Genomic DNA, 25,148 nt, shown 5'->3' with positions numbered 1-25,148 from the left:
AGCGTACCGGGAGCGAATCAGGCTGGGCGGCGACGTGAGACGAGCACCGCACCGAGAGTGAGCAGGAGCACTCCGGCAACGACGAGGCCGGCGGCCGGATGCAGGCCCGTGGCGGCGAGCGCAGGAGCGGGCGCACTGGGTTCGATCCCTCCCGGCGGCAGAGCCGGCACGATGAGGAGCGCCTGACTGAACGGTTCCCCGGACCCGGCGACCGACACCACGCCAACCGCCGTCGAGGGCTGCGTAGCCCCGAACGAGGCGGTCCACAACTCCGTGCGAAGGATCGGGTCATCGTCGACATTGGCCGTGAAGACCCACAGGCCGCCCGCCGAGTCGATCTGTAGCGAGTAGGCCCCGGGGAGCTCGAGACTCTGTCCGAATGTGTACCCACCCGTCGCGACGTCGATCTCAAGGAGGCTGCTGCTGGCGGCGAGCGCCCAGAACTTGCCCGTCGTGGGGTCGACCGCGAATCCATAACTCACCGGAATCTCGCCACCGATGGCTTTAAGCGCCCCCGTCGTGAGATCAACCGAGTAGAGCTGCGTGTACGCAAGCGCATACGCGGCCCCGTCGAGACCGATTGCCAAGGATGCCACCTGGACCGGCTCGCCCTCGTAGTACATGTCGGCGACCGGCGTGCTCTCCCCCGTCGCGAGGTCGATCTCCATGAGAACGCTCGGCTCATCGTGCTCGTCGGTGAGCGCGAACGCGTACGCCTTGCGGGTCACGGGGTTCCACGCAGGCTGACCGGCGCAGGTGCCTTCGACGTCACCCGAGCCGTCACCGACCGACGTTCCTGCCGCAGTCGTCGCGTCAATGGCCCACAGCTGCATCGCGTTGACGACGAACGGGTTGTTCTCCTGGGGGCACGAAAGGCCGTACATTGTGTCCTCGGCCGGGAGGTTCGCAGCGGCGACCGACCCCACCCCGACAGTGGCGACCAGGACCGCGGCGGTGGAGGCGAAAAGGAGGGAACGGGCGACGCGTTTCACGGGGGACCTCTCGGGCAGGGGCCATCAGATTCTCGGAGTATATCGAGCGATCAGCCGGCCGAGAAGATGCGACGTCAGGACGTGGAGCCCACGCGACGAAGTCGGGGAGGCACCGGTGACGGCGCCCGCGTCTCGATACCGTTTCGCTTGCCCCACCAATAGCTGATCGCTGCCGCCGCGAGACACATCGCCATCGGGAACAGCATGAACGGGCCGCCCGTGCCCTCGCTCCGGTCGAGCCCCTCCTCCAGCTGGCCGTAGAGCACAGCGGGAATAAAGAGGAGCACGTTGTTCGTGGCGTGCACGAGAACGGGAGCTTCGAGCCCGCCCGTGAAGCGAGCAGCGAGAGCCGCGGATGCCCCGAACACGAAGTAGTACGCGATGAGCCAGCCGTCCGCAGCGAGGTGTGCGAGCGAGAAGATGCTGCTCGAGATGACCACGGCGATGATGAACGCGAGCGTGGGGTTGCGGAACCACGACGCGGCGGAGCGGAGAATGAGCCCGCGCGCTCCGAACTCCTCCCCCGCCGACTGCAGCGGAGTGGTGACGATCACGATGGCGAGCATGATGAACACGCCGGCATCCCACTGGATCTCCCCCGCGGGTTCGACCAGCACCGAGAGCCCGACGTAGGCGACCCACACCGGCACGATGATGAGCGCGAGCCGTGCCATCCATCTCCAGCGGAAGCGGCCGGTGACCGAGGCGAGCGAGCCTGCCCGAACTCCGAAGAGCCTCCGCTGGAGCACGATCGCAAGCGGTATGCACAGCGCCAGCGAGATGTTGTTGATCAACATGACGACCGGTGTGAAGGGGATGATTCCGCTCTCGAGTTGCTCGAAGCTGATCTCACCCCTCGCGAGCTCGATGGCGAACATGCCCGCGCCGAGTACTGCAGAGATGACGAGGTACCCGACGATGAAGATCACCATCGCGAGCGCACCGCGCCACCACGCTCCGCGGATAGGGCTGAGAGCGTGCGCATAGTCCAGCGGCGGGTCGCTGACCCTCGCCCGGAAGCAGTGGGTCACGTACGGCAGCTCGAACTCAGCTCGACCGGCCAGATCGGGATGGGTGTCCACGAGCGAGTCGATGGCCGCGAGTACTCTGGCCCGCTCCTCTGCGCCGGCAGCGATGAACGAGCTACGGGATGCCGCGAGCGTCTTCAGTGACTCCCGCGTGACAAGCATGCTCCACCGGAACTCGGCACGCTCAAGGTCACTGAATGGTGCCGCGGTACGCGCGGCCTGCTCGAAGCCCGCCTCGGCGGCGCTCTCGCCGATGATCGCCGTGAGCGCCGCAACCCAATCGACGGACGAATCACGGATGTTCCAGACCAGGCCGAGGGTGCCCCCCGGGCGCACCACGCGAGCGGCCTCCGCGAGTCCCGCCTCGGGGTCGACCCAGTGCCACGCCTGGGCCGCGACGAGAGCATCGACGCTCGCGTCGGGCAGCGGGATCTGCTCCGCGGAGCCGGGCCGGGCATCGATGCCCGGGAGCAGTTCGTGGAGACGCCCGAGCATGACCGGATCGGGCTCGATCGCGACCGTGAGAAACCCGGAGTCCACGAGAAGCCGCGTGAACTTGCCCGTGCCAGCGCCCACCTCGACCACGGTCTTGGCCGAGGGCGGAAGAAGCCAGTCGAGCGCCTCGCGGGGGTATTCGGGCCGAGCCGCCGAGTACGCGTCCACCGCCTCACCGAACGAAAGAGCCTGGCTGGGGTCGCCGGAAGGTGCCATGAATCCAGACTATGTGGGCGGCAGCCTAAGCCGCTGGGTCCACGTCCGGCACGTCACCGAGGTCATCGATCTCGGCGTCCGCGAAATCGATGACCACCCAGTCCTCGCTCGCAGGGTCACTACGTGCCTCGAAGCGAAGCAGCATGCCGTTCTCGTCGACCCAGAATCGAGTCAGTTCAGCGCCTCTGGTCGGCGCGGCCGTGGCGACCTCGTCGGCGCTCGGACCGGCGAAGACCGTGACAGGAACACCTGCCACCTCGTCGGTGCGGAGCCACCGAGCATCCGTCTGCTGAAGGAGCTGCGGGTTGTCCGGTCGATCCGATCCGAGGGAGAGCACGACGGCGAGCGCGGTGTTGATGATCGACGTCGTGTCGAGCGGCCCCGTCACCCACGCATCGGTGGGCGGGGGCAGCAGTGAGGACGGAACCTCACCCTCCCGCACGCCCACCGTCTGAAGGTTCCAGCGCACGAGACCGAGTGGCGCGCCGTCGTTCACGTCGGAGGCCGAGCCGTAACCGACGTGGTCGGTGAAGTCGACCCATCCGTCGAGTCGAATACCGTCGGAACCCGGCACCTGAAGCTCGATCTCCCGGACGCCCGCGTCGAAGTTGTTGAACCTCGCGATGGCGAGGATCTCGGCCTCCTCCGTCGTGAGGGCCCTGGGGTCGGGTTCGCCGGCGGCGCACCCGGATGCCAGCGCCCCGACGACCGCGATGGCTGCGAGCAGTCTGACGGCTCTCATGGCGTGCTCCAATCTACGCGGGCGCCCCGGAGGGGCTACGCCATAGTATTCGCCGGACACAGGGAAGGCCCCGGGCTCCCGACGGGCCCGGGGCCTTCCTCACCTGCTAGTGCTTCGGCGAACGCCTCCGGCGTGCGATCAACAGCACCGCGCCACCCAGCAGCAGGAGCGTGCCCACCGCGATCGCGGAGGTCATCACGCCGTTGCCCGTGAAGGCGAGCGGCGAATCCGGCGAGATCACCGGCGCCGGGGTCTTCGCGTGGAACGGGTCGTTGTCGGTCACGGTGACGGGGTTGCCCTCGTCATCGAGCGCCACGATCGGGTTGCCCTCCTCGTCGAGCGATGGCTCATCGGTCGGAAGGCCCGTCTCCGGGTTCTCCTCGGGCACGACGATCGTTCCCACGACTGTCACGGTGTCGGCGTGCGTGTCACTGGCCGGCAGGGTGAGCGTGCCCTCAGCGAAGAAGGATGCACCCGGCGGGAAGAGACCCGGCCACGGCCCGTCATCCACGAAGGAGTAGTCCGCGGGGCCGCCGAACGGAGACAGGTCGGCCGTCCAGTCATCCCCGATGTCCGGACCGTCACCGGTCACGTCCTCGAGGGTGATGTTGGTCAGCCACGTTTCACCGGTGTTCGTGACGACCCAGCGCACCGTCTGCGGCTCGTCAATCGGGTACGGCACGGCCAGCTCCGGCGTGTTGGCATCCTGCGATGCATCCGGAAGCGGCTTTGTCGGGATGACCCACTCGTCGCCGATCATGACGACCGGGTCAGCCTTCTCACCGTCGTACTTGATGATCTGGATGTCACCGCTGAAGGCGTTGTACGGGTTGTCGTCGGTCACCTCGGTGCCCGAGTAGAGTCCGCGCGCATCCACGGTTGCCCAGTTCTGGTGCGGGAAGTCCGAACCGTCGACCGTCAGCGTTGCGGATCCGTAGATCATGTCGCCCACGGCCCACGACGTGGTTCCCGGGTCGAATGTCGCATCCCACGTGGCCGTCCATGTTCCGCTGTTCCAGACCGCGTTCGCGGTGGAGCCGTCGGGGAACGTCCACACGAGTGACTGGATCGCGTCACCGGCGGTCGTGTCATCCGTGAGGGTGACCTCCCGCAGCGGTTCCGGCCCGGTGTTCTCGACCTGGATCACGATCGTGCGAGTCTCGCCCGGCAGGTAGACCTCGCCATCCGGGACGTCCTCCGCCTCGTGCTCGATCGTCGTGCCTTCGCCGTCACCCTTCGTGATTTCAACGCTCGGAGTCACCGTGGTGGGGTTCTGCACTGTGATGGCGATGGTGGTGTCGGCACCGATCGTGATGGTCGCACCGTTGGCTGCCGGCTGCCCGTCGATGACGAGCGTCGGGGTGCCCCACGTCGCGCCGTCCGGCAGGCCGCCGGTCGGCGTCACCTCGGTGATCGTCACGACCGTGCCCGTCGGAATCGCCGGGCTCGAGGCCGTCTGGCCGTTCGTCACCGTCAGCACACCGGGAGTCGGGGTCTGCCCGTCGTAGGTGTAGTTGACCGTGAACTCCGTGCCGGCCGTCAGCAGGTTCTCGCCGGGGCCCGTGACATCCTTCGTGATGCTGAACTGGCCGTTCTGCTCCTCGGTCGGGTTCTCCAGAAGGACGTTGATCTCGGTGTCGTCGCCGATGGTGAACGTCGCGGGCGAACCGGGCGTCACACCAGTCCCCGAGAAGACCGGGGTGCCCCACTCGATGTCGGCGGGGCCGACCGGTGCAACCTCACGGATCTGCACGACCGTTCCCGTGGGGATGTCCGCAGGACCGTTGACGGTCTCGCCGTTCTCCAGGGTGAGATCGGTCCAGGTCTGGCCTCCATCGAGGCTGTACTGAACGGTGAACTCCTTGCCTGCAGGGAGACGGTCCTCACCTTCACCGGTCACGTCCTTCGTCACGTCGAACGTGCCCGTGAGTTCCGTGGTGGGGTTGGTGAGGGTGAGCTCAGTGGTGGTGTCATCACCGATCTCGATGACGGCTGTGCCATCCTGCTGGTCACCCTGCGACCAGGTCGGCGTGCCGAAGTCGACGCTCGCGGGTGCACCCGTGATGGATGTCTCCTCGATCGTCACCTCGACGCCGAACGGGATGTCCTCTGATGTCTCGAAGAAGCCGTTGCCCTGGTTGAGGGTGAGGCTTCCGCTTCCGCCGCCGGCCTCGGTGTAGCTGTACGAGACCGTGATCTGCATTGCGCTGAGTTCCTCGAGGGTGAAGTCACCAGTCACATCCTTCGCGACCGAGAACCGACCCGGTTCGCAGAGCACATTCGTCACGACGAGCGCGAGCGTTGCCGTGGTGTCAGCGACCAGGAAGTAACCACCGTTGTCGGCAGTGACCCCGCCGCTGTAGGTGACGCTCGACACGGTTTCGTCCGCGGTCTCCTCGAGTTTGACCTTCGTCCCGACGGGGACCGTGATCGGCAAACTCGTCTCATCAGCCTCGATAGTCACGGAATTGGGGCTGATTGTGTACGCGTCGCCACGGAAGTCGAGACCCGCGATGGTGATCGTGAACTCCTGCCCGGGTGCGGGAACGCCTCCGGCATCATCGATCAGCTTCTGGATCGTGAACTGGCTGTTGGCGATGAGGCCTGCGTCGATCGTGTGATCGTTCTGGCCCGGACCGCCCAACGAGACGGGCGCGAGGCCATCCTGATCGGCATTGGAGTCTGTCGTGCCCGGCCCCTCGTACTGCGACGTGAAGTCGAGGGCAGTCCACGCGACGGTTCCGAAGACGGGGTCGTCCTCGATCCAGTTGCCCGTGGTCGGCAGCGTGAAGTGCACCTGGTAGTCGGTGTTCGGTACGAGGTTGCTGAAGTAGTACTCGCCGTCCGAGTCCGTCTGCACGGGGCCGACGGGGTTGCCGTTCGCGTCGAGCACGGGGTTGCCGTTGCTGTCGGTGAGCGTGACCGTGACGCCCTCAACAGACGGCTCGTCGGCATCCTGGGTCCCGTCCTGGTCCGCGTCGAACCACACGCGGTTGCCGAGCTCGACGGGTGCGAAGTCCAGCAGGATCGCGATACCACCGAGTCCACCGGCCTTACCCATGCCAGGAGTCACTTCGGGGATGTCGCTGCTGCCCTCGTTGTTCACGATGCGCTGAGCCAGCGTGCGTTCTGTGCCAGCGTGCGGCATCCATCCGGCGTCGCTCACCCACGCACCGGTGAGGTCGTACCCGGTGCTGAGGAAGTTGGAGAAGCCGGGGAGGGATGCCACAGCACCCAGCGACGTGTGGTTATGACTCGGAAGCCCAGACACAGAGTCGGGGTCGACCGATGACTCGATGTTGAAGTACTGGCCACCGCCCGGTCCCTTGCCGTTGCCGACACCCCAACCGGGCTGGCCACCGAGGTAGCCATTGCTTTCGAGGGTCCACGCGCCCGGGCCGTTGGGTGAAGCGCCGTAGACGTCTCCCGAGACGAAGCCCGCGTAGAGAGTCGTGCTTGGCGGAGTCGGGCTGTAGTTCAGCATTCCGGACTGGAAGCTGAAGCGGTCAGCGAAGCCGAGGATCATGTTGCCGTTCTGATCGAACGTGATATCGGAGAGGATCGGCTGCGGGTTGGACAGCGCCTCCTGACCGTAGAAGTTCGTTGCTTCCGCGTCACTCCAGTCGTCGCTCCACGCGTTCCAATGGGACGCTACGTCGCCGCTGAGGTTCGGGCCGGGGCCCGTGGAGGTGTATCCGCGGTCGAAGTCCAGCGCGAAGGCGGGAAGCGCAGACGACCATGTTGCCAGGTCACCTTCGGGGCTGGAGATCACGCTCGCCGAGAGGCCGCTGCGCAGCCCTGTGGACTCGGCAGAGTTGACGAGGCCGATGAAGACCGCGCCACGGTGCACCGTGATGCCCCACGGGATGACGTCCGCGCCGAGATCGAGATCGATCTCTTCGATGCCCGTCGCCGTGCCGGCACCGTCCGTGGAGATGACGAGGAGCGACTTGGTGTACAGGTTGATCGCAAAGAGCGTCGACCCGTCCGTGCTGGCGGCGAGGCCGCCGAGCCCGTAGTGACCGACAGACTCATAAACGACGCTGTCGTAACTTGGGATCGCCGGGTCATTGGTGAGACCGCGGCGCTCGTTGAAAGTGCCGACGCCGGGCACGAGCGCGTACAACGCGGATGCGCCGGTGTCGATCCCGAACGTCGCCATCGCGGCGTCATCGAGGAACGGGTGAGCGATCCCTGTGACCGTGTCGACACGGTAGATACCGCCGATTCCAGCCTCACCGATTCCGATGTGACGCCGAAGCACGGATGCCGCATAGACGTCTGTCGTACCGCGGAAGGCCGCCAATCCGAACAGCGAGCCAGTCTGCTCGCCCGTGCTGGCCTGACCATTGACGGTGCTCTCCACCTCAATCGCCGGGTCGTTGGTGGCCGTGCCGTTCTTCTCCCACGGGAGACTCACCGTGCTCGAGATCGCCGTATTCGTGGCGGGTCCGCTACCGGGGAAACCAGCCGAGAGAGGGTCCGCAGCGCGATGCACGGCGAGGTATGCCTCGGGGTTGTCCTGGACGTAGTCCTCGGGCACGTTAGCCCCGAAGTCCACGTCGCTGTCCCCGATGGTGGCGAACTGCACCGACGTGCCGTTGTCCGGGCCGTGCGTTGACGACTCGTATCCCTCAGCGGCCTGCGCAGCTGAGAAGGTGAACTCGACGCGCACGGAGCTGGTGGACGCGTTGGTCACGGGCAGCGCGTAGGTTCCGTTAGCCGCCGATTGCGTTGAGCCCACGGCGGTGCCCGTTGCGTCGTAGGCCGTGACGACCACTCCTGAGAGGGGCGCGTCGTTGGGAAGCCCCGACCCGGGCGCGTTGCCCGTGTCGTAGGTACCATCCGCTCCGAAGTCGCGGAAGACGAACCCGGACACATTCCCGTCCGCCGCTTGGGCGGGAATGGCCGGGACGGCAACGAGAGCCATCCCCGTGAGAAGCGCTGTTATCGCTTGAGCTACGCGCCGTCTCGACGCTCTGGGAGGAGTGGGGAATTGTTTCGTTGCACGTTGCATTGTCGCTACCGTTCTCGTTGCGGTTATCGGGTACTCGCGTGCAGGTGCTTCCCAGAGAGTGCAGCGACAACACTCAGACACCTGACGGGGGAAAAGTTATCAGCACTCATCTCCGCGGGACAAGACCCCCATTCCAAGGGGCAGTGAGCGTGCGGTGCGCGGGATCGCGGCCTCCGGCGAGTCCCCGCCTCGACGTCAGTGGGGCGTGTGACTATCGGAGGGTGCCACTGGATTTCACTGCGATCGACTTCGAGACAGCCAACAACTCGGCGGCGAGCGCGTGCTCGGTGGGCATGATCAAGGTGCGCGACGGTGAGGTCGTCGACGCCGCCTATTGGCTGATCAAACCGCCCCTCGGCCATGATGCATTCCTCGAATGGAATGTCCGAATTCACGGCATCATGGCCGCTGACGTTGTCGATGCCCTCCTCTGGAGCGAACAGCTGCCCGACCTCACCTCGTTCGCCGAGAACGATGTCCTCGTCGCGCACAACGCTCGGTTCGACATGGGCGTCATCGATGCCGCGAGTCGCGCGAGCTACGTTCCCACGCCGTCCTACGCCTACCTCTGCAGCCTTCAGGTCGCACGCAAGACCTATCACCTCGATTCGTACCGTCTCCCCAGCGCAGCGATGGCCGCGGGGTTCGAGGACTTCGAGCACCACAACGCACTGGCGGATGCCCAGGCCTGCGCCGCGATCATGGTGCATGCGGCACGCCGCCACGGGGCATCCTCGATGCTCGAGCTCGCGGAACTGACGGGCTCCTCGATGAAGCGCATCGGTGCTCCCGTCGACGAGCTCAACAGCGCGACGCTCTAGCTCTGCGCTCGCTGTCTTCTACCGCGCTGAGCGACGTAGAACTACCCGTTCTGCGGGAAGCCCAGGTTGATACCGCCGTGCGAGGGGTCCAGCCACCGGCTCGTCACTGCCTTCTCGCGCGTGAAGAAGTTCACCGAGTGCGGACCGTACGCCTTCGCGTCGCCGAACAGGGAGTCCTTCCATCCACCGAACGAGAAGTAGCCGACAGGCACCGGAATCGGCACGTTGATGCCGACCATGCCCACCGTCACCTCGCGCTGGAAGCGGCGGGCCGCTCCCCCGTCGTTGGTGAAGATCGCCGTGCCGTTGCCGTACTGGCTGCCGTTGATGAGGGCCAGGCCTTCCTCATAGGTCTTCACCCGCACGACGGAGAGCACCGGGCCGAAGATCTCGTGGGTGTAGACATCCGAGGACGTCGGCACCTTGTCGATGAGCGTCGGGCCGAGCCAGAAACCGCCGGAGCCACCATCCGCCTTCACACCACGGCCGTCCACGACGACCTCCGCGCCGTCAGCGATGGCGACATCGATGTAGCCCGCGACCTTGTCACGGTGCTCCTTGGTGATGAGCGGGCCCATGTCGCAGCCCTTCGTGCCATCGCCGACCGTGAGGCCGGACATGCGGGAGGTGATCTTCTCGATGAGCTCGTCGGCGACGGGCTCGACCGCAACGACGACTGAGATCGCCATGCAGCGCTCGCCAGCCGAGCCGAAGCCAGCGTTGACGGCGGAGTCCGCGACCAGATCGAGGTCGGCATCCGGCAGCACGAGCATGTGGTTTTTCGCGCCACCGAGGGCCTGAACACGCTTACCGGACTTGGCGGCCGTCTCGTAGATGTACTTGGCGATGGGCGTCGAACCCACGAACGAGATGGACTGCACTTCGGGATGCTCGAGCAGGGCATCCACGGACTCCTTGTCGCCGTGCACCACATTGAAGACGCCGTCGGGCAGCCCGGCCTCCTTGAGGAGCTCCGCCATCCAGATCGCGGCTGACGGGTCCTTCTCCGACGGCTTGAGCACGACGGTGTTGCCCGCCGCAATCGCGACCGGGAAAAACCACAGGGGCACCATTGCGGGGAAGTTGAAGGGGCTGATGATGCCCACGACGCCGAGCGGCTGCTTGACGGAGTACACGTCGACGCCGGTCGAGACGTTCTGCGCGATCTCACCCTTCATGAGGTGCGGGATGGCCGTGGCGAACTCGACGACCTCAAGCCCGCGGGCGACCTCGCCGAGCGCATCCGAGGTGACCTTGCCGTGCTCGTTGGTGAGGATCGCGGCGACCTCCTCCTTGCGAGCATTGAGCAGCTCGCGGAAGGCGAAGAGCACTGACTGGCGCTTGGCGAGCGAGGCATCCGCCCAGTCCGGGAAGGCGGCCTTCGCGGCCTGCACTGCCGTGTCGACGTCGGCGACGGTCGCCATGCGCACCTCGCGCGACACGGTGCCCTCTGCGGGGTTGTAGACAGGGGAGGTACGGGCGGACGCTCCGGAGAAGGCGGCGCCGTTGACCCAATGCTCGAGGATGTCAGTCATGGTGCAAGTCTGTGCCGACACCGATCTGCAATCAAGGGCTAGTCGTGCACAGTGGATGTGCGTTCCTGCAGACGAACCATCCGCAGTACTCGCTGTCAACAGTGGGGGTCGAACGAACGACGATCGATGACACGATGTCACTGTCGCTCACGGAGAAGTTGAGGTAGGCGCCGGAGCCGTCGGTGGCCGAGAATATCCGGCTGTACGTGCCCTGGCTCTCCACGACGTCCGGATAGGCCGCGGTGACCTCCGCGAGCGTCGAGCCCACCGCGATGCCGTTGCCGGTTCTGAGTTGAGTTTGCGACGGGTCAGGCACGCTGCCATTCCCGAGCACGATCTGGTCGATAACGTCGTCATCACCCTGGGCGGTCATAACCCACAGCGTGACCTCGGGATCGCTCAGGATGACGAAAGACGGACACGCGTCCTGTCGCTCCAGGCCGAGGGAACCGAACGAGGGCTCGGCCGCGGCCAACGAACCTCCGACGACAAGCGGACCGACCCTGCCGTAGTCGATGATCCAGGTCGCCGGGTCGGAGAAGGTCGGGGTCGGACTCGGCGTAGCCGCGGGAGTAGCAGCGGTCGGCGCAGGCGAGGATGCCACCGGCTCAAGCGACGCGCAGCCTGCGAGGAGAAGGAGGGCCACGGAGAACAACGGGGCCTGCTTGATCATGAGGATCCCCTTGAGTGACGAGAGCTTGACTTTACTCGCTCAGCGCCCCGATGCGGGCACGAGTTCACTCCCCCGACGTTGGACCTCCGCCACGAGGGCTTCGCGAACCACGCGAACGGCATCGACAGTGAGGCTGTCCTTGCGCACCGACAGCGAGAACTGCACCCGGAAATCGACTTCGGCTGGCAAGACCGGCACGAGGTCGGGATCGCGATCCGCCATGAAGGCGTGCAGCAGGCCGATGCCAGCGCCCCGACGGGTGGCCTCGAGTTGGGCGAAGGCGTTCGTCGAACCGAAGCGCACGTGCATCCCGCCAAGCACCGGAGCGAGATCGAGTTCGCGCACCGTGAGCAGGGCATCGACGTAGAACACGAGAGGGTGCCGCTCGAGGTCGGCGAGGGTTGCGATGGGATCGTGGGCGGCGAGGTACTCGCGTGAGGCGTAGAGCCGCACCGAGTATGGCGCGAGCGTCTCGCTCGCGAGGCGGGAACTCGTGGCCGAGCCCACTGTGACCGCGAGGTCGTAGCCCGAGCCGCGCAGACTCAATGGCCGGGTGGATGTCACGAGCTCGACGCTGATGCCGGGATGTTCAGCCTGCACGCGCGCCAGTGCCGGCACGACGAACAGTGTGCCGAACGCCTCCGGCGCCACGAGTCGCACCGTGCCGCGCACGGCGTCATCGCCTCCGGATGCAGCGCCGAGTACGTCCTCGACGAGGTGCTCCAGGGGTGCGGCCCTGGCCGCGACATCCCTCCCGAGAGAGGTCAGTTCCCACCCGTCGGCACCACGATCGAGGAGGCGCACACCCAGGGCCGCCTCGAGACGGTCGAGTCGCCTGCGCACCGTGGTGTGGTCGACGCCCAGCAGTGCTGCTGCGGAGACGAGTTTGCCGGTCCTCGCGACCGCGAGGAGGTATCGCAGATCGTCCGTCGACACGTCGCGGGGGTCACGGGGCGGGCTGGCCATGCCATCACCCTAGGACGGGTGCGCCTGCTCGGCGGTGCACCCTGGCAATGTCCCCGGTCACTGCGACACTGTCGTCATGGATCCCATCCTTGCCCTGCTCCTCGGCCTCGTCGTCGGCATCGTCCTCGGCGTCGTCGGTGGATACCTCGTTGCCAAGTCACGCGCAGCCAACATCGATCCGGCCGCGCTCGAAGCGAACAGCGCCCTCCTCGAGGCGAATCACGCCGCTCTCGTAGCGGAGATTCGCGCGCAGGAGGCATCGGCTCGTGCAGACCTGCAGGCAAAGCTTGCTGCGGCGACCGCCAGCCTGGACGGTTTCCGCGAGCAGCTCGCTGACGCGCAGGAGCAGTATCGCCTCCTGGTCGATCGCCAGCGCACGGACGCCCAGGCGCAGGCTGAGCGTGAGCAGCGCGAGTCCAAGGTGCTTCAGGCCCTCACCCCCGTGCAGGAGACGCTCCGCACGATGCAGAACAAAGTCACCGAGCTCGAGGCGCAGCGCGCACTCCAGCACGGCGAGCTCGCCCAGCAACTCAAGTCGGCGACCGAGTCGGAGGAGCGCCTGCGCTCGACAGCCGAGAGCCTCGCGTCGGCGCTCCGCAGCAACTCCACGCGTGGAGTGTGGGGCGAGACCCAGCTGCGCAACGTCGTGCAGGCCGCCGGCCTGATCGAGCGCGTCGATTTCGACGTGCAGTCCAGCATCAGTTCGGACGCCGGCGCCGGCCGCCCCGACATGGTCATCCACCTGCCCGGCGGCAAGAACATCGCCGTCGACGCGAAAGTCCCGTTCACCGCCTACCTCGAGGCGAACCAGATCCCCGCCACCGCGACGGGCGAGGAGGCCGCGCGCCGCGAGGCGCTCATGAAGCAGCACGTCAAGGTCATCCGCGGGCACATCGACGCGCTTGCCAGCAAGGCGTACTGGGCTGGGCTCGAGGCATCCCCGGAGCTGGTCATCGCGTTCATCCCGAGCGAGTCGCTCGTGTCCTCGGCGATGGAGGCCGATCCGGGCATCATGGACTACGCCTTCGCGAAGCGGGTCGCCCTGGCATCCCCCGTGACCCTGTGGTCGGTTCTCAAGACCGTCGCATTCTCCTGGCAGCAGGACGTGCTGACGGATCAGGCCAAGACGCTGTTCGACCTCAGCAAGGAGCTGTACGGCCGCCTAGCCACCCTCGCCGAGCACGCCGACAAGCTGCGTCGTTCGATCGACTCGACAGTCAACAGCTACAACCAGTTCGCTAACTCTCTCGAAACCCGCGTGCTTGTCACGGCGCGCAAGCTCAACGCGTTGGACGAGTCCAAGGTCATCGGCACCGCGAAGACTGTCGAGCAGTCGGCCAAGCAACTCACCGCTGTGGAGCTAGAACTGAACGCACTCGATGAGCTCGACGGCGTACACCGGCCAGAGCTCGAGCTGCCCGACATCGCTCGCGTCGAGGGCGAGTCGAAGACGGCCTAGTCGCACATGGGTTTCTCGCTTCCGGGCCTGCCCGTTGCTCTGGCGATCCTCGCACCGAGCTTTCTCCTTCTGCCGTTCCCGCCGATCGATGCTCCCTCCCCCGCGCCCCGCACCAGCAGGATCGCGGGCGTGCTCGAACGAGTCGGACAAGTCGGATGCCTCGTGCTCGCCGTCGTCGTCACGCCGGTGCTGGGGCATCCGGGCTGGCTCATCGCGCTCATCGCTCTCGTCGCCCTCTATTACGCGCTCTGGTTGCGCTACCTCCTGGGGGGACGGCACTTCAGACTTCTCTACGCGCCACTGGGACCGATCCCTGTTCCTCTAGCGCTCACTCCCGTCCTCGCCTTCCTCTCTGCGAGCTTCTGGCTGCAGAACTGGTTTCTCACCGGGATGGCCGTTGTTCTCGGCGTGGGCCACATCACCGTGTCGCTCCAGACTGCACGCGCTGCCCGCACCTGAGATACAGGAAACGGGCGGGGCGCGGGTTCAATAGACTCGGACGCGGTCGAGTCTTTACGACCGGAACTTTTGAGGAGACTTTCGCGATGCCCGTAGCCACCCCAGACCAGTACGCCGAGATGCTCGATAAGGCGAAGAAGAACGGTTTCGCCTACCCCGCGATCAACGTGTCGACCTCGTCGACCATCAACGCTGTGCTTCAGGGGCTCACCGAGGCCGGTTCCGACGGCATCATCCAGGTGACCACCGGTGGTGCGGACTATTTCGCCGGCCAGAGCGTGAAGGCACGTGCGTCCGGCGCACTCGCCTTCGCCGCCTTCGCGACCGAGGTCGCCAAGAACTACCCGATCACGGTCGCCCTCCACACCGACCACTGCCCGAAGGATGCGCTCGACGGGTTCGTGTTCCCGCTGATCGAGGCATCCGAGGCCGAGGTCAAGGCCGGGCGCAACCCGATCTTCCAGTCCCACATGTGGGATGGCTCGGCTGTGCCGCTCACGGAGAACCTCGAGATCGCACAGCAGATCCTTCCTCGCATGAAGGCGATCGACGCGATCCTCGAAGTCGAGATCGGCGTCGTCGGTGGCGAGGAGGACGGCGTGAGCCACGACATCAACGAGCACCTCTACACGACCCTCGAGGACGCGATCGCGACGGTCGAGGCACTTGGGCTCGGCGAGCAGGGCCGCTACATGGCGGCACTCACGTTCGGCAACGTTCACGGTGTCTACAAGCCGGGCAACGTGCAGCTCAAGCCCGAGCTGCTCAAGGAGATCCAGGACGGTCTCGCCGCGAAGTACGGCACCGGCCCCAAGCCGCTCGACCTGGTCTTCCACGGTGGCTCGGGTTCGACCGATGCCGAGATCGCAACGGCCGTGGCCAACGGTGTCGTCAAGATGAACATCGACACCGACACGCAGTACGCGTTCAGCCGTTCGGTTGCCGACACGGTGCTGCGCAACTACGACGGCTTCCTCAAGGTCGACGGCGAGGTTGGCAACAAGAAGGTCTACGACCCGCGCTCCTGGGGCAAGCTCGCCGAGTCGGCCATGGCCGCCCGCGTCGTGGAGGCCACCCGCCAGCTCGGTTCAGCAGGCCACTCCGGCAAGTAGAACCGGGAGCTCGAGCTCAGCGCCTCCCGCTGGTCGACACCATGCGGAAGGTCAGCTGGTGCCGATCGAACGTGAGATCGTCGACGGCGGTCTTCAGCGTCAGGTAATAGGGCGCGAGGTGCATGATCCGGCGACCCTCGGGGAGAGCCATGTCCATGCTCATGGCGACCGCCGTGGACCCGTCGGGGGCCTTGCGCAGCTCGATGAGCATCGATCGGTTGTCGGTCTCCGGCAAGTCGAGGGTTGCCCGCAGGAGCGCCAATAGCGCGGTGCGCTGGGCTGCCGTCATCTCGCGGGCAAGTCGATCCGGGTCGACGACGACGAGCCGGGATCCCTTGGCCTCGAGCTCGAGCCAGCTCTCGTTGGCCTGCGTGACGAGATCATCCCGGAGGCGCCGCGCCAGCTGGCCGGCGAGGGCGCGGTCGGTGGGCGTCACAGTGCCGGCCTCGGCGATCCCCATCAGGAAGGGCGCAGCGCGCGCGGTGAGGCGAGCGAGGGTCACGTGCTCCATCTCCGCGATGACCTCCTCGCGGACGACGGGCCCGACCACCTTGATGCGCGACGGGCTCTCGAGCATGGGGAGCACAGTACTCACCACGGAGTAGGAGAACAGCGCGGCACCCGCCGTCGCCATCGCTGGCGGATAGGCGAAGCTGATGATCGCGACGACCTCGCCGATGGCCTCCGCAGCAGTTGTGATGAACGCGGAGGAGACGATCACCACTCCCACCGTCGTCGCTATCCCCAACACGAGAATGCGCCGCGTCGAGAGATAGGGCGCGAGCCCGGGAATCAGCAACGCCGGGCCGGATGGACCCCACCACAGTCCGAGGTTGATGTCGACGGTGCCATAGTCGATGGCCGACAGTGCGGTCCCCAGCGTTGCCGTTGAGAGGGCGAGCGCCGCGGTTCCCCACCCGAGTGGTCCCTGGAGCGGCCGCGTCCTTGCGTAGATGAGCAGCCCCGCGAGCACGCACAGCCAGAGACCGGCCAATTGCAGCCAGGGGCTTTCACTGCTCGACCAGGTGATGATCGTCATGGTCGTGCCGAAGACGAAGATCCCGCCCGCGAAGACCAGCGGGAGGTACGGGCCGGTGAACCAGCTCAGCGGGTCCACCTGCTGTGCTGAGGTGCGGAAGTACCGCTTAGGCGCGCCCACGGATCGCCTCCTCATCAGTGGCCACGTACTCCTCGATGGGCACTTCCATCACGATCGAGGTGCCCTCTCCCGGCGTCGACCAGATCCTCGCGGAGCCTCCGATGGAGCGAATCCGCTCTATAACGGATGTCCGGAGCCCGAGCCGATCGTCCGCAATCAAGCTCGGGTCGAAGCCGGTGCCGTTGTCCGTGACCACGATGGAGATGACATTCTCCGTGGCCCCCAGATCGAGCTCGGCGATGTTCGTTCCAGAGTGCCGCAGCACGTTCTCGAGGCAGGCCCGCACGACATCGACAATCACGTCGGGCACATGATCGGGAAGCCGGACGATGCGCGATCCGCTGCCCGTGATGTGCACCGTCAGGCCCCGCCACTGCAGCTCGCTGATCATCTGCATGATCTTGTTGCGCAGCACCGAATCCTGGTCATCGACGATGACCTCGGCCGATTCGCTCAGCCACTCCGCGCTCGTCAGGGTGCGCACGTCGTGACGCAGGCGCTGCTTCATCCGATCGTCAAGGGTTTCCGGCGCGTTCATGACGAGGGAGAGATCGTTGAGGAGGGTGTCGTGGACGGCAGCGGTGACCCTCGCGCGCAGGTTCTCGGCGAGTGCCATCCGTCTGGTCTGCTCCTCGAACTCGTCGAAGTCCGGAACCCTGCTGCGCAACCGGGCCTGGATGCCCGCAAGAGCGCCGTAGGACAACGAGGTGGCGATGAGACTGAAGAGCGCCCCGAAACCGGGTACGAACGGCAGGCCGACGACGAGACAGGCGGCGAGCGTCGCGACGTAGGACAGCACGAAGCCCACAAGCGACCATGCGAACCCCTGCCGGACAGTGGATGCCGTGACCCCAACCAGCACGAGGGCGACGGCGGGGCGGTTCAGAATGTACAGGCCCTCCACCTGCATCGTCGGATCCGCCATCAGGAGGACGATCTGGAATACCGCCGCGCCGATCGTGCCCAGGACGAGGAAGAGTGTGAGCCAGAGGCGATTGGGTCGCGCGGCGGCGCCCACAGCGAGCGAGATGAGTATGGCGAGGATCGCGAGTGGCACGGGCAGTACATCGGCGTGCCCACGATCGGTCATGAAGGCGATGAGCATCGGCACCGTGAGCACGAGGCTCGTGACGTTCACGGCAGCGAATGCCCGAGCCAGCGAGCTGGTGATGACGCGCGATGCGACCTCACGGGGAAGCACCGCCACCCGCATGTGCTGCCCCTAACCCCGAGACTGTCCGACGTACTGCATGAATGCTGGGTCGTTCAGGATCACGTAGCTGACCAGAACGAGCAGAACGATCGCCGCGAGCACGCCACCGACCAGCGGCACCCAGAAAGCCCGGCGCCCCCGCGAGATGAGAACGAGCGAGACGATGATCGTCACCACGAGTATGGCGGCGCGGGCGATGTTGAGCCACATTCCCACGCTGTTGGCGAGCGCGATGGAGGTGAACTCCCCCACACCCTGTTGCTCGAACGCGGGCCCCAATTGGGTACCGAGCGCCGAGAAGGTGGACCACATCGAGGCGACGTCGAAGACGCCCAGGAGGAGCAGCGCGGTGGTGATGAGAATGTCGCGCGTGTTCCGAGGGGGTTCGGGCTTGTCGGAGCTGGGCGGCGGGCCCGCAGGGGACGGTACGGTCGGCGGCGGGTAGTCGACCGCGGGAGGTGTCTCGGCGTATTCGCCCCAGCGGGGCTTCGGCCGGTCATCCGTCACTGTGGTCCGGCCTGCCAGTCGAGCCTGCGCACCCTGCCACCGAGTCCGCGTTCGTCAGGGTTGCCCTCGGCGTCGGTGCGGAGCTCCTTGGGCAGGGAGAACATGAGGTCCTCCTCCGCGGTGACGACGGTCGAGACATCCGCGAAACCGGCGTCGGCGAGGTCGCTCAGCACCTCCTGGACGAGAACCTCGGGAACGGATGCGCCGCTCGTCACGCCGACCGTCGAGACACCGTCGAGCCACTCCTGCTTGATCTCGCTCGCGTAGTCGACGCGGTAGGCGGCACGTGCGCCGTTCTCGAGCGCGACATCGACAAGGCGCACGGTGTTGGAACTGTTGGCGCTGCCGACCACGATCACGAGCTCGGCCTCCTCCGCCACCTTCTTGATCGCCACCTGGCGATTCTGGGTCGCGTAGCAGATGTCGTCGCTCGGGGGGTCCTGCAGGGAGGGGAAGCGCTCCCGAAGAAGGCGAACGGTCTCCATGGTCTCGTCGACGCTCAGCGTGGTCTGCGAGAGCCACACGAGCCGCTCGGTGTTCTCCACCTCGATGAAGGGGGCATCGGCCGGGCTGTTGACGAGGATCGTGCGCTCGGGAGCGTGGCCCATGGTCCCCTCGACCTCCTCGTGGCCGAGGTGGCCGATGAGGAGGATCTGGTAGTCGTCGCGGGCGAAGCGGGTCGCCTCACGGTGCACCTTGGTGACGAGCGGACAGGTGGCGTCGATGGCCTGCAGGTTGCGGTCGGCCGCGCCCTGCACGACCGCGGGGGAGACACCGTGCGCGCTGAAGACGACGTGCGCACCCTCGGGCACTTCATCGACGTCGTCGACGAAGATCGCGCCCTGCCGCTCGAGAGTCGAGACGACGTGGATGTTGTGGACGATCTGCTTGCGCACATACACCGGCGCGCCGAAGTTGCGCAGCGCCTTCTCGACCGCGATCACCGCACGATCCACACCCGCGCAGTATCCACGGGGTGCTGCCAGCACCACCTTCTTGGGTCGGGGTGCCGGGGTATCCTTGAGCCGCTCGCGCCGAGCGGGTACGGGCGGCAGGTCGAGTGTCGCTTTCGCGCCATTGGATATTGTGCCCACCCCACGATTCTAGGGCGGCGGGCGCCCGGTTCCCCTGAGAGAGGCTGGCGACAGGCACATGGCCATAGAAGAGGCACCCTCCTCCCCGGATGCCCCGTGGCCGGTCTCCACTCTCGCCAGCAAGCTCAAGGGCTGGATCGAGAGACTGGGCACAGCGTGGGTCGAGGGCGAGATCACCCAGTGGGGTGCTTCCGGCGGCAACGTCTACGGCAAGCTCAAGGACCTCGAGGATGACGCGACAGTCTCCTTCACCGTGTGGTCCTCCGTTCGCGCCCGCATCCCGGCTGACCTCAAGCAGGGCGACCACGTGATCGCCGCCGTGCGGCCCAACTACTGGCTCAAGGGCGGAACGCTCACGATGCAGGTGTCGGACATGCGGCACGTGGGGCTCGGCGACCTCCTCGAGCGGCTCGAACGGTTGCGCCAGAAGCTCAAGGCCGAGGGCCTCTTCGAGCACAAGAAGCCCCTCCCCTTCCTCCCGCACTGCATCGGTCTCATCACGGGCAAGGACAGCGACGCCGAGAAGGACGTGCTGCGCAACGCCCAGCTGCGCTGGCCCGCGGTCAACTTCCGGGTCGTGCACGCCGCGGTCCAGGGCGAACGGGCCGCCGCCGAGGTGACGGCCGCGATCCGCACCCTCGATGCGGACCCCGACGTCGATGTGATCATCGTCGCTCGCGGGGGCGGCGACTTCCAGAACCTGCTCGTCTTCAGCGACGAGCAGCTCGTGCGCACGGCGGCCTCGGCGAGCACGCCGATCGTCAGCGCCATTGGACATGAGGCCGACCGACCCCTGCTCGACGATGTCGCCGACCTGCGGGCATCCACCCCCACCGATGCCGCGAAGAGGGTCGTGCCGGATGTCACGGAGGAGCTTGCACGAGTGAGGCAGGCTCGCGCGAGCATCCGATCCCGCGTGACCCACCGCATCTCGATCGAGGTGGACCGGCTCGAGGCACTGCGGTCGCGCCCCGTGCTCGCCACGACCAGCTGGATCATCGATACGCGAGCCGACGAACTGTCCCGATACGTCTCGCGCGGACGCGACCTGCTGGAGCGGACCGTCGAACGCTCCGCCGCGCGCGTGGGCGAACTCGCCGGGCATCTCCGGGCACTCTCGCCCCAGCGCACGCTCGACCGTGGGTACGCCATCGCCCAGCTTCCCGACGGCCGCGTCGTGCGTGCCGCGACGGAGGCGAAGTCCGGCGAGAGACTCACCCTGACCCTTGCTGAGGGTTCGCTCGCAACCACGGTCGATTCCGACCAGGACGGTAGGATCTAACCCGTGTCAACGCCCTCGAATGCCGACGTGAACGAGCTCGGATATGAAGAGGCTCGCGATGAACTCGTCCGGGTGGTGAACGAGCTCGAGCAGGGGTCGTCCACCCTCGAGGAATCCCTGGCCCTCTGGGAGCGGGGCGAGTTGCTCGCCGCCCGCTGCGAGGAGTGGCTCAAGGGCGCGCGCGAGCGCCTCGACGCCGCCAGAACTGCAGCGGCCGAGTAATGGCATCCAACGAGCCCCGGATCGTCGCGGAACTGGGCAGGCCGGAGACCCCGCAGGAGACGGCGGACCGTCGCGCGGCGGCCGCGGCCAAGCGACGCAGCAACCAGACGGTCTTCAACCTGGTGATCGCCACGGTCGCCTCGCTCGGCGTCGTTCTCCTGCTGGTGCTCGTTGTGGTCCGGCCGGACCCCGGCCCAGCGGAACCGATTGATGTTGCCGGGATCGCCGCCGACGCTGAGCCTGGAGCCGGTGTCTCGCTCGTGGTTCCCGTGCTGCCGGAGGGCTGGACCGCCAACGCAGCACGCTTCGGGATCGTGTCCGAGGTACCGACCTGGTACGTCGGCTACGTGACACCGGACACCCAGTTCATCGCGGTCAACCAGGGCATCGACGCCAACGCGACCTGGCTCGCGGAGACGCTCGACGACGTGTCGTCAACAGGCACCGCTGACGTGGATGGCACCCGGTGGATGCTCTACGAGAACCGTGGCGGCCGCGACTCCGGCAACCACGCCTATGCCATGTCCACCGTGATCGGCGGCTCGACGATCGTGCTCCACGGCACGGCGTCGGACGCCGAATTCCAGGCCATGGCCCTCGCCGTCATGGCCGAGTTGGGAGAACAGTGAGCGAACAGACCCCCGCAGAAGCCTGGGCCGAGATGGAGCACGGCAACGAGCGCTTCGTCACGGGAACGCCGAAGCATCCGCGCCAGGACGTCGATCGCCGCACGGAGGTGGCACCCGCGCAGTTCCCCCACGCCGCCCTCTTCGGATGCAGCGACTCCCGCCTCGCCGCCGAGATCATCTTCGACATGGGGCTCGGCGACCTCTTCGTCGTGCGCAACGCAGGACAGGTCATCTCCGAATCCGTGGTCGGGTCGCTCGAGTACGCCGTCGGTGTGCTCCGCGTGCCGCTGATCGTCGTGCTCGGTCATGACGAGTGCGGAGCCGTTCGCGCCGCCATCGACTCTCAGGGGCCTGCCGCTCCGCAGCTCTCGCCCCACATCACAAACCTCATTGCGCCCATCCTCCCGGCCGTGCGCCGCGTCGCCCAGTACCGCAGAGTCGATCCCGAAGCGATCGATGCGCAGGCCGTCGGACGTGAGCACCTGCGCGACACGATCTCCGAGCTGCTGGAATCCTCGGAGATGATCCGCGAGGCGGTGGCCGCCGGTACGCTGGCCATCGTGGGAGCCAACTACCAGTTGCTCGAGGGTCGTGCTGTGCCCGACGTCGCCGTCGGACTCGAGAACGCCCCCGTCGGCTAGACCGACTTTTCCCCGACGATTCACCGACCGAACCGAAAGATGCGCACGAAGTGACCGACACGCAGTTCCGAATCGAGCACGACACGATGGGCGAGGTTCGAGTCCCCGCCAACGCGCTGTACGGCGCACAGACCCAGCGCGCGGTGGAGAACTTCCCCATCTCGGGTGACGGCCTCGAGCCGGCACAGATCATCGCCCTCGCCCGCATCAAGCGCGCAGCCGCGATCGTCAACGGCGAGCTCGGCATCATTGATCCCAGCATCGCGAAGTCGATCGTGGCAGCGGCCGACGAGATCATCGCGGGCAAGCACCTGGGTGACTTCCCGATCGACGTCTACCAGACGGGTTCCGGCACATCGTCGAACATGAACATGAACGAGGTGCTCGCGCGGCTCGCCAGCGACGCACTCGGCTCGCCGGTGCATCCGAACGACCACGTCAACGCGTCGCAGTCGTCGAATGACGTCTTCCCCACGTCCGTGCACCTCGCCGTGACGAGCGCGCTGCTGAACGACCTGATCCCGTCGCTCGAGCACCTCGCGGCATCCCTCGAGGTCAAGGCCGAACTGTGGAAGTCCGTCGTGAAGTCGGGCCGCACCCACCTGATGGATGCCACGCCCGTGACCCTCGGGCAGGAGTTCGCCGGGTACGCCCGCCAGATTCGCCTCGGCATCGAGCGCGTCAAGGCGACGATCGCGCGCGTTGCAGAGGTGCCGCTCGGTGGCACCGCGACGGGCACGGGCATCAACACCCCGGCCGGCTTCCCGCAGCGTGTGATCTCGGTGCTCGCCGAGGACTCGCAGCTGCCGATCACCGAGGCCCTCGACCACTTCGAGGCCCAGGGTGCACGTGATGGCCTCGTGGAGGCCTCCGGCGCCCTGCGTGTGATCGCCGTCTCGCTCACGAAGATCTGCAATGACCTGCGCTGGATGGGATCCGGCCCGAACACCGGGCTGGCGGAGCTTCACATCCCGGACCTGCAGCCCGGGTCATCGATCATGCCCGGCAAGGTGAACCCCGTCGTTCCCGAGGCCGTACTCATGGTGTGTGCGCGCGTGATCGGAAACGACGCCACCATTGCCTGGTCGGGTGCCTCCGGCAATTTCGAACTGAATGTTGCCATCCCCGTCATGGGCACCGCACTTCTCGAGTCGATCAGGCTCCTGGCCACCTCCACGGTCGTACTCGCGGACAAGACCATCGACGGGCTCGAGGCGAACGTCAGCCGTGCGAAGGCGCTTGCCGAGTCGTCCCCGTCGATCGTGACGCCGCTCAACAAGATCATCGGTTACGAGGCCGCAGCGAAGATCGCCAAGCACTCCGTCGCCCAGGGTATGACCGTGCGCGAGGCCGTGATCGATCTCGGCTTCGTCGAGCGCGGCGAGGTGACGCTCGAACAGCTCGACACGGCGCTCGACGTCATGTCGATGACCCACCCGGGCTAGGCGAAGAGAAGCAGCGCAATCCAGTACCCCGCGAGCAGGTGGGGGCCGAACGGGATGCCCGCACCTGACCGCTGGCAGACCGAGACGATCGCGCTCACCCCTCCGAGCAGGAACGCCGCGCCCACGGTTGCCACGGCTGGTGCCACACCAAGCAGCCCCGCGGACAGGCCGAGGAGACCCGCGAGCTTCGCATCCCCCATCCCCATGCCTCCCCCGACGACCAGGGCGACGAAGGCCACCAGGTAGCTCACACCGGCCACGAACGCGGTGATGGGGAGTTCCCCGTCACGGAGTCCACTCGCGAGGAGAGCAGTGAGCACCACGGGGTAGCCCGGTAGCACCAGCGGGTTGGGGAGACGCCGCTGCGTGACATCCGCGAACACGAGCGGTGGGGTCACCGCGGCGAGGTAGAGCGCAGGGATCGCCTTCGCGTCGAGACCGACCGTCGCCAGCGTGGCCACCCCGAGCACGGCCGATGCCGTCAGCGACCAGCCGTCGAGGGTAGCCGCGCGTGGATCGCGGGTGTCGAGACTGGGCATGCGGCGACTGTAGGGACGCCCGGACGCGCGTTGCGGCGAGCATCCACAGGCCTGACGCCCGATCAGTCGATGATGCCGACCTCATCGATCGGTTCGCCCGCGAGGTTCAGGATCGGCCGGTCATCGAGTGGTGCGCTCAGCTGCAGGGGGATGAGAACGGATCCCGTCACAGCGGCGTTCGTCGGGCATCCCGCCACGCTGTCGCCCTCGGCGCCTTCCGGCCCCTGGGGCAGGCCGTAGAACACCCCGACGCGGATGTCCGCCTCGGACTCGACCATGACGACCTCGCGCGGGATGCACAGCAGTGGCCCACGGACGTTGATGACGATGTCCGCGAAGTCGAGCGCTCCATTGCCGACCGGCGGGAGGTCGCCGACGTAGCCGGGGGGCGAGTCGCGACCGAGAAGGCGGAAGTCGTCGAGGCGTGCCACGTAGGTCGGCGTGCCGTCGGCGAAGCTCTGGAAACCCAGGACAGGCATCTCGACGAAGCTGCCGGAGGGGGCGCCGAGGGGCGTGATGATGCGGTCGACGACATACGGTCGGACACCGCCCCACATGAGTTCGATGGGACCCTCCGACGGTGACTTTGCCGCGGTGGTCTGCAGGGTCGGCGCGATGGCGATGCCGGAGACCGTCAGGATGCCGAGCAGCCCGAGGCCCGCACCGAGACGTCGCAGGGCATAGGCGGTGCCGCTGGGCTCATCCCGATGGATGTCGCCGACGCTCCAGCCGACGAGGGCCCGCCACTGGCCCCGCGGGGCGATGAGGGTCCACAGGAGGAACACTGCCAGCGCTACCGCCAGCACACCGAAGACCCATGCCACGCATCGACTTTACGGGGTCGTGAGCCGAAGCGCCCACACCAGGGGGTGCGATCCGACCAATTGTCAGGATCGGTGGGG

At 66.7% G+C, this 25,148-nt stretch carries 22 protein-coding genes; 9 read left to right on the top strand and 13 right to left on the bottom strand.

Going from position 1 to position 25,148, the window contains the following annotated elements; all coding sequences use genetic code 11:
* Positions 1-17: 17 nt before the first annotated feature.
* The 4 genes from HDC94_RS06455 to HDC94_RS06440 form a co-directional block, all read right to left on the bottom strand.
* Positions 18-992 (bottom strand): hypothetical protein, encoded by a 975-nt coding sequence (locus HDC94_RS06455; RefSeq protein ID WP_179495954.1) that lies wholly within the window; start codon positions 990-992, stop codon positions 18-20.
* Positions 993-1,066: 74 nt separating this feature from the next.
* The gene (locus HDC94_RS06450) at positions 1,067-2,731 is read right to left on the bottom strand and encodes a methyltransferase domain-containing protein (protein WP_179495952.1); all 1,665 of its coding nucleotides are present in this window, start codon (positions 2,729-2,731) and stop codon (positions 1,067-1,069) included.
* A 25-nt stretch (positions 2,732-2,756) separates the two neighbouring features.
* The gene (locus HDC94_RS06445; protein ID WP_179495950.1) at positions 2,757-3,473 is read right to left on the bottom strand and encodes a hypothetical protein; all 717 of its coding nucleotides are present in this window, start codon (positions 3,471-3,473) and stop codon (positions 2,757-2,759) included.
* Positions 3,474-3,579: 106 nt separating this feature from the next.
* Positions 3,580-8,403, bottom strand: a complete 4,824-nt coding sequence (locus HDC94_RS06440) for a DUF5979 domain-containing protein (RefSeq protein ID WP_179495948.1) — start codon at positions 8,401-8,403, stop codon at positions 3,580-3,582.
* A 308-nt stretch (positions 8,404-8,711) separates the two neighbouring features.
* On the opposite strand from HDC94_RS06440, the gene HDC94_RS06435 reads away from it, so the two are divergent.
* Positions 8,712-9,311 carry an exonuclease domain-containing protein gene (locus HDC94_RS06435; RefSeq protein ID WP_179495946.1) on the top strand — a complete coding sequence of 200 codons (600 nt, stop codon included), beginning with the start codon at positions 8,712-8,714 and terminating at the stop codon, positions 9,309-9,311.
* A gap of 41 nt (positions 9,312-9,352) precedes the next feature.
* Here the strand turns inward: HDC94_RS06435 and HDC94_RS06430 are convergent, their stop codons facing one another.
* From HDC94_RS06430 to HDC94_RS06420, 3 genes are read right to left on the bottom strand one after another with little or no spacing between them, the layout of a single operon-like run.
* Positions 9,353-10,846, bottom strand: coding sequence for a CoA-acylating methylmalonate-semialdehyde dehydrogenase (locus HDC94_RS06430; protein WP_179495944.1), 1,494 nt, complete (start codon positions 10,844-10,846; stop codon positions 9,353-9,355).
* A gap of 31 nt (positions 10,847-10,877) precedes the next feature.
* Positions 10,878-11,519 (bottom strand): hypothetical protein, encoded by a 642-nt coding sequence (locus tag HDC94_RS06425; protein ID WP_179495942.1) that lies wholly within the window; start codon positions 11,517-11,519, stop codon positions 10,878-10,880.
* 39 nt (positions 11,520-11,558) lie between these two features.
* Positions 11,559-12,485, bottom strand: a complete 927-nt coding sequence (locus tag HDC94_RS06420; protein WP_179495940.1) for a LysR family transcriptional regulator — start codon at positions 12,483-12,485, stop codon at positions 11,559-11,561.
* 76 nt (positions 12,486-12,561) lie between these two features.
* On the opposite strand from HDC94_RS06420, the gene rmuC reads away from it, so the two are divergent.
* The 3 genes from rmuC to fbaA all read left to right on the top strand — a co-directional run bounded on the left by rmuC (position 12,562) and on the right by fbaA (position 15,515).
* Positions 12,562-13,944: a DNA recombination protein RmuC gene (rmuC, locus tag HDC94_RS06415; RefSeq protein ID WP_179495938.1), complete on the top strand. Its 1,383-nt coding sequence runs from the start codon at positions 12,562-12,564 to the stop codon at positions 13,942-13,944.
* A gap of 6 nt (positions 13,945-13,950) precedes the next feature.
* Entirely contained in the window at positions 13,951-14,403 is a 453-nt protein-coding gene (locus HDC94_RS06410) for a hypothetical protein (RefSeq protein ID WP_179495936.1), read from the top strand.
* A gap of 86 nt (positions 14,404-14,489) precedes the next feature.
* Positions 14,490-15,515: a class II fructose-bisphosphate aldolase gene (fbaA, locus tag HDC94_RS06405; RefSeq protein ID WP_179495934.1), complete on the top strand. Its 1,026-nt coding sequence runs from the start codon at positions 14,490-14,492 to the stop codon at positions 15,513-15,515.
* 16 nt (positions 15,516-15,531) lie between these two features.
* Here the strand turns inward: fbaA and HDC94_RS06400 are convergent, their stop codons facing one another.
* The 4 genes from HDC94_RS06400 to HDC94_RS06385 are packed head-to-tail and all read right to left on the bottom strand — an operon-like array spanning position 15,532 to position 19,488.
* Entirely contained in the window at positions 15,532-16,674 is a 1,143-nt protein-coding gene (locus tag HDC94_RS06400) for a hypothetical protein (protein ID WP_179495931.1), read from the bottom strand.
* Complete coding sequence (locus tag HDC94_RS06395; protein WP_179495929.1) at positions 16,661-17,887, bottom strand: sensor histidine kinase; 1,227 nt, start codon at positions 17,885-17,887, stop codon at positions 16,661-16,663. The genes HDC94_RS06400 and HDC94_RS06395 overlap by 14 nt, the downstream gene beginning before the upstream one ends.
* A 9-nt stretch (positions 17,888-17,896) precedes the next feature.
* Positions 17,897-18,394 carry a DUF6264 family protein gene (locus tag HDC94_RS06390; protein WP_179495927.1) on the bottom strand — a complete coding sequence of 166 codons (498 nt, stop codon included), beginning with the start codon at positions 18,392-18,394 and terminating at the stop codon, positions 17,897-17,899.
* On the bottom strand, positions 18,391-19,488 hold the full coding sequence (locus HDC94_RS06385) for a 4-hydroxy-3-methylbut-2-enyl diphosphate reductase (RefSeq protein WP_374757265.1): 1,098 nt from the start codon (positions 19,486-19,488) through the stop codon (positions 18,391-18,393). Before HDC94_RS06385 ends, HDC94_RS06390 begins: the two co-directional genes overlap by 4 nt.
* A gap of 34 nt (positions 19,489-19,522) precedes the next feature.
* Between HDC94_RS06385 and xseA the strand changes: the two genes are divergently transcribed.
* The 5 genes from xseA to HDC94_RS06360 are packed head-to-tail and all read left to right on the top strand — an operon-like array spanning position 19,523 to position 23,707.
* Positions 19,523-20,770, top strand: a complete 1,248-nt coding sequence (xseA, locus tag HDC94_RS06380) for an exodeoxyribonuclease VII large subunit (protein ID WP_374757281.1) — start codon at positions 19,523-19,525, stop codon at positions 20,768-20,770.
* 3 nt (positions 20,771-20,773) lie between these two features.
* Positions 20,774-20,992, top strand: a complete 219-nt coding sequence (locus tag HDC94_RS06375; RefSeq protein WP_179495923.1) for an exodeoxyribonuclease VII small subunit — start codon at positions 20,774-20,776, stop codon at positions 20,990-20,992.
* Positions 20,992-21,621, top strand: a complete 630-nt coding sequence (locus HDC94_RS06370; RefSeq protein ID WP_179495921.1) for a DUF4245 domain-containing protein — start codon at positions 20,992-20,994, stop codon at positions 21,619-21,621. The genes HDC94_RS06375 and HDC94_RS06370 overlap by 1 nt, the downstream gene beginning before the upstream one ends.
* A gap of 32 nt (positions 21,622-21,653) precedes the next feature.
* Positions 21,654-22,262: a carbonic anhydrase gene (locus HDC94_RS06365; protein ID WP_179498879.1), complete on the top strand. Its 609-nt coding sequence runs from the start codon at positions 21,654-21,656 to the stop codon at positions 22,260-22,262.
* Positions 22,263-22,312: 50 nt separating this feature from the next.
* The gene (locus HDC94_RS06360) at positions 22,313-23,707 is read left to right on the top strand and encodes an aspartate ammonia-lyase (protein WP_179495919.1); all 1,395 of its coding nucleotides are present in this window, start codon (positions 22,313-22,315) and stop codon (positions 23,705-23,707) included.
* Here the strand turns inward: HDC94_RS06360 and HDC94_RS06355 are convergent.
* Both HDC94_RS06355 and HDC94_RS06350 read right to left on the bottom strand, forming a co-directional pair.
* Positions 23,704-24,246 (bottom strand): prepilin peptidase, encoded by a 543-nt coding sequence (locus HDC94_RS06355; protein WP_179495917.1) that lies wholly within the window; start codon positions 24,244-24,246, stop codon positions 23,704-23,706. The two genes, HDC94_RS06360 and HDC94_RS06355, sit on opposite strands and share 4 nt — an antisense overlap.
* A 62-nt stretch (positions 24,247-24,308) precedes the next feature.
* Positions 24,309-25,070 carry a hypothetical protein gene (locus HDC94_RS06350; RefSeq protein ID WP_179495915.1) on the bottom strand — a complete coding sequence of 254 codons (762 nt, stop codon included), beginning with the start codon at positions 25,068-25,070 and terminating at the stop codon, positions 24,309-24,311.
* Positions 25,071-25,148 lie beyond the last annotated feature (78 nt).

Source organism: Leifsonia sp. AK011, from assembly GCF_013410945.1.
Taxonomy (GTDB): Bacteria; Actinomycetota; Actinomycetes; order Actinomycetales; family Microbacteriaceae; genus Rhodoglobus.
The sequence above is the reverse complement of the archived record's forward strand: the minus strand, read 5'-3'. Positions and strand labels throughout refer to the sequence as shown.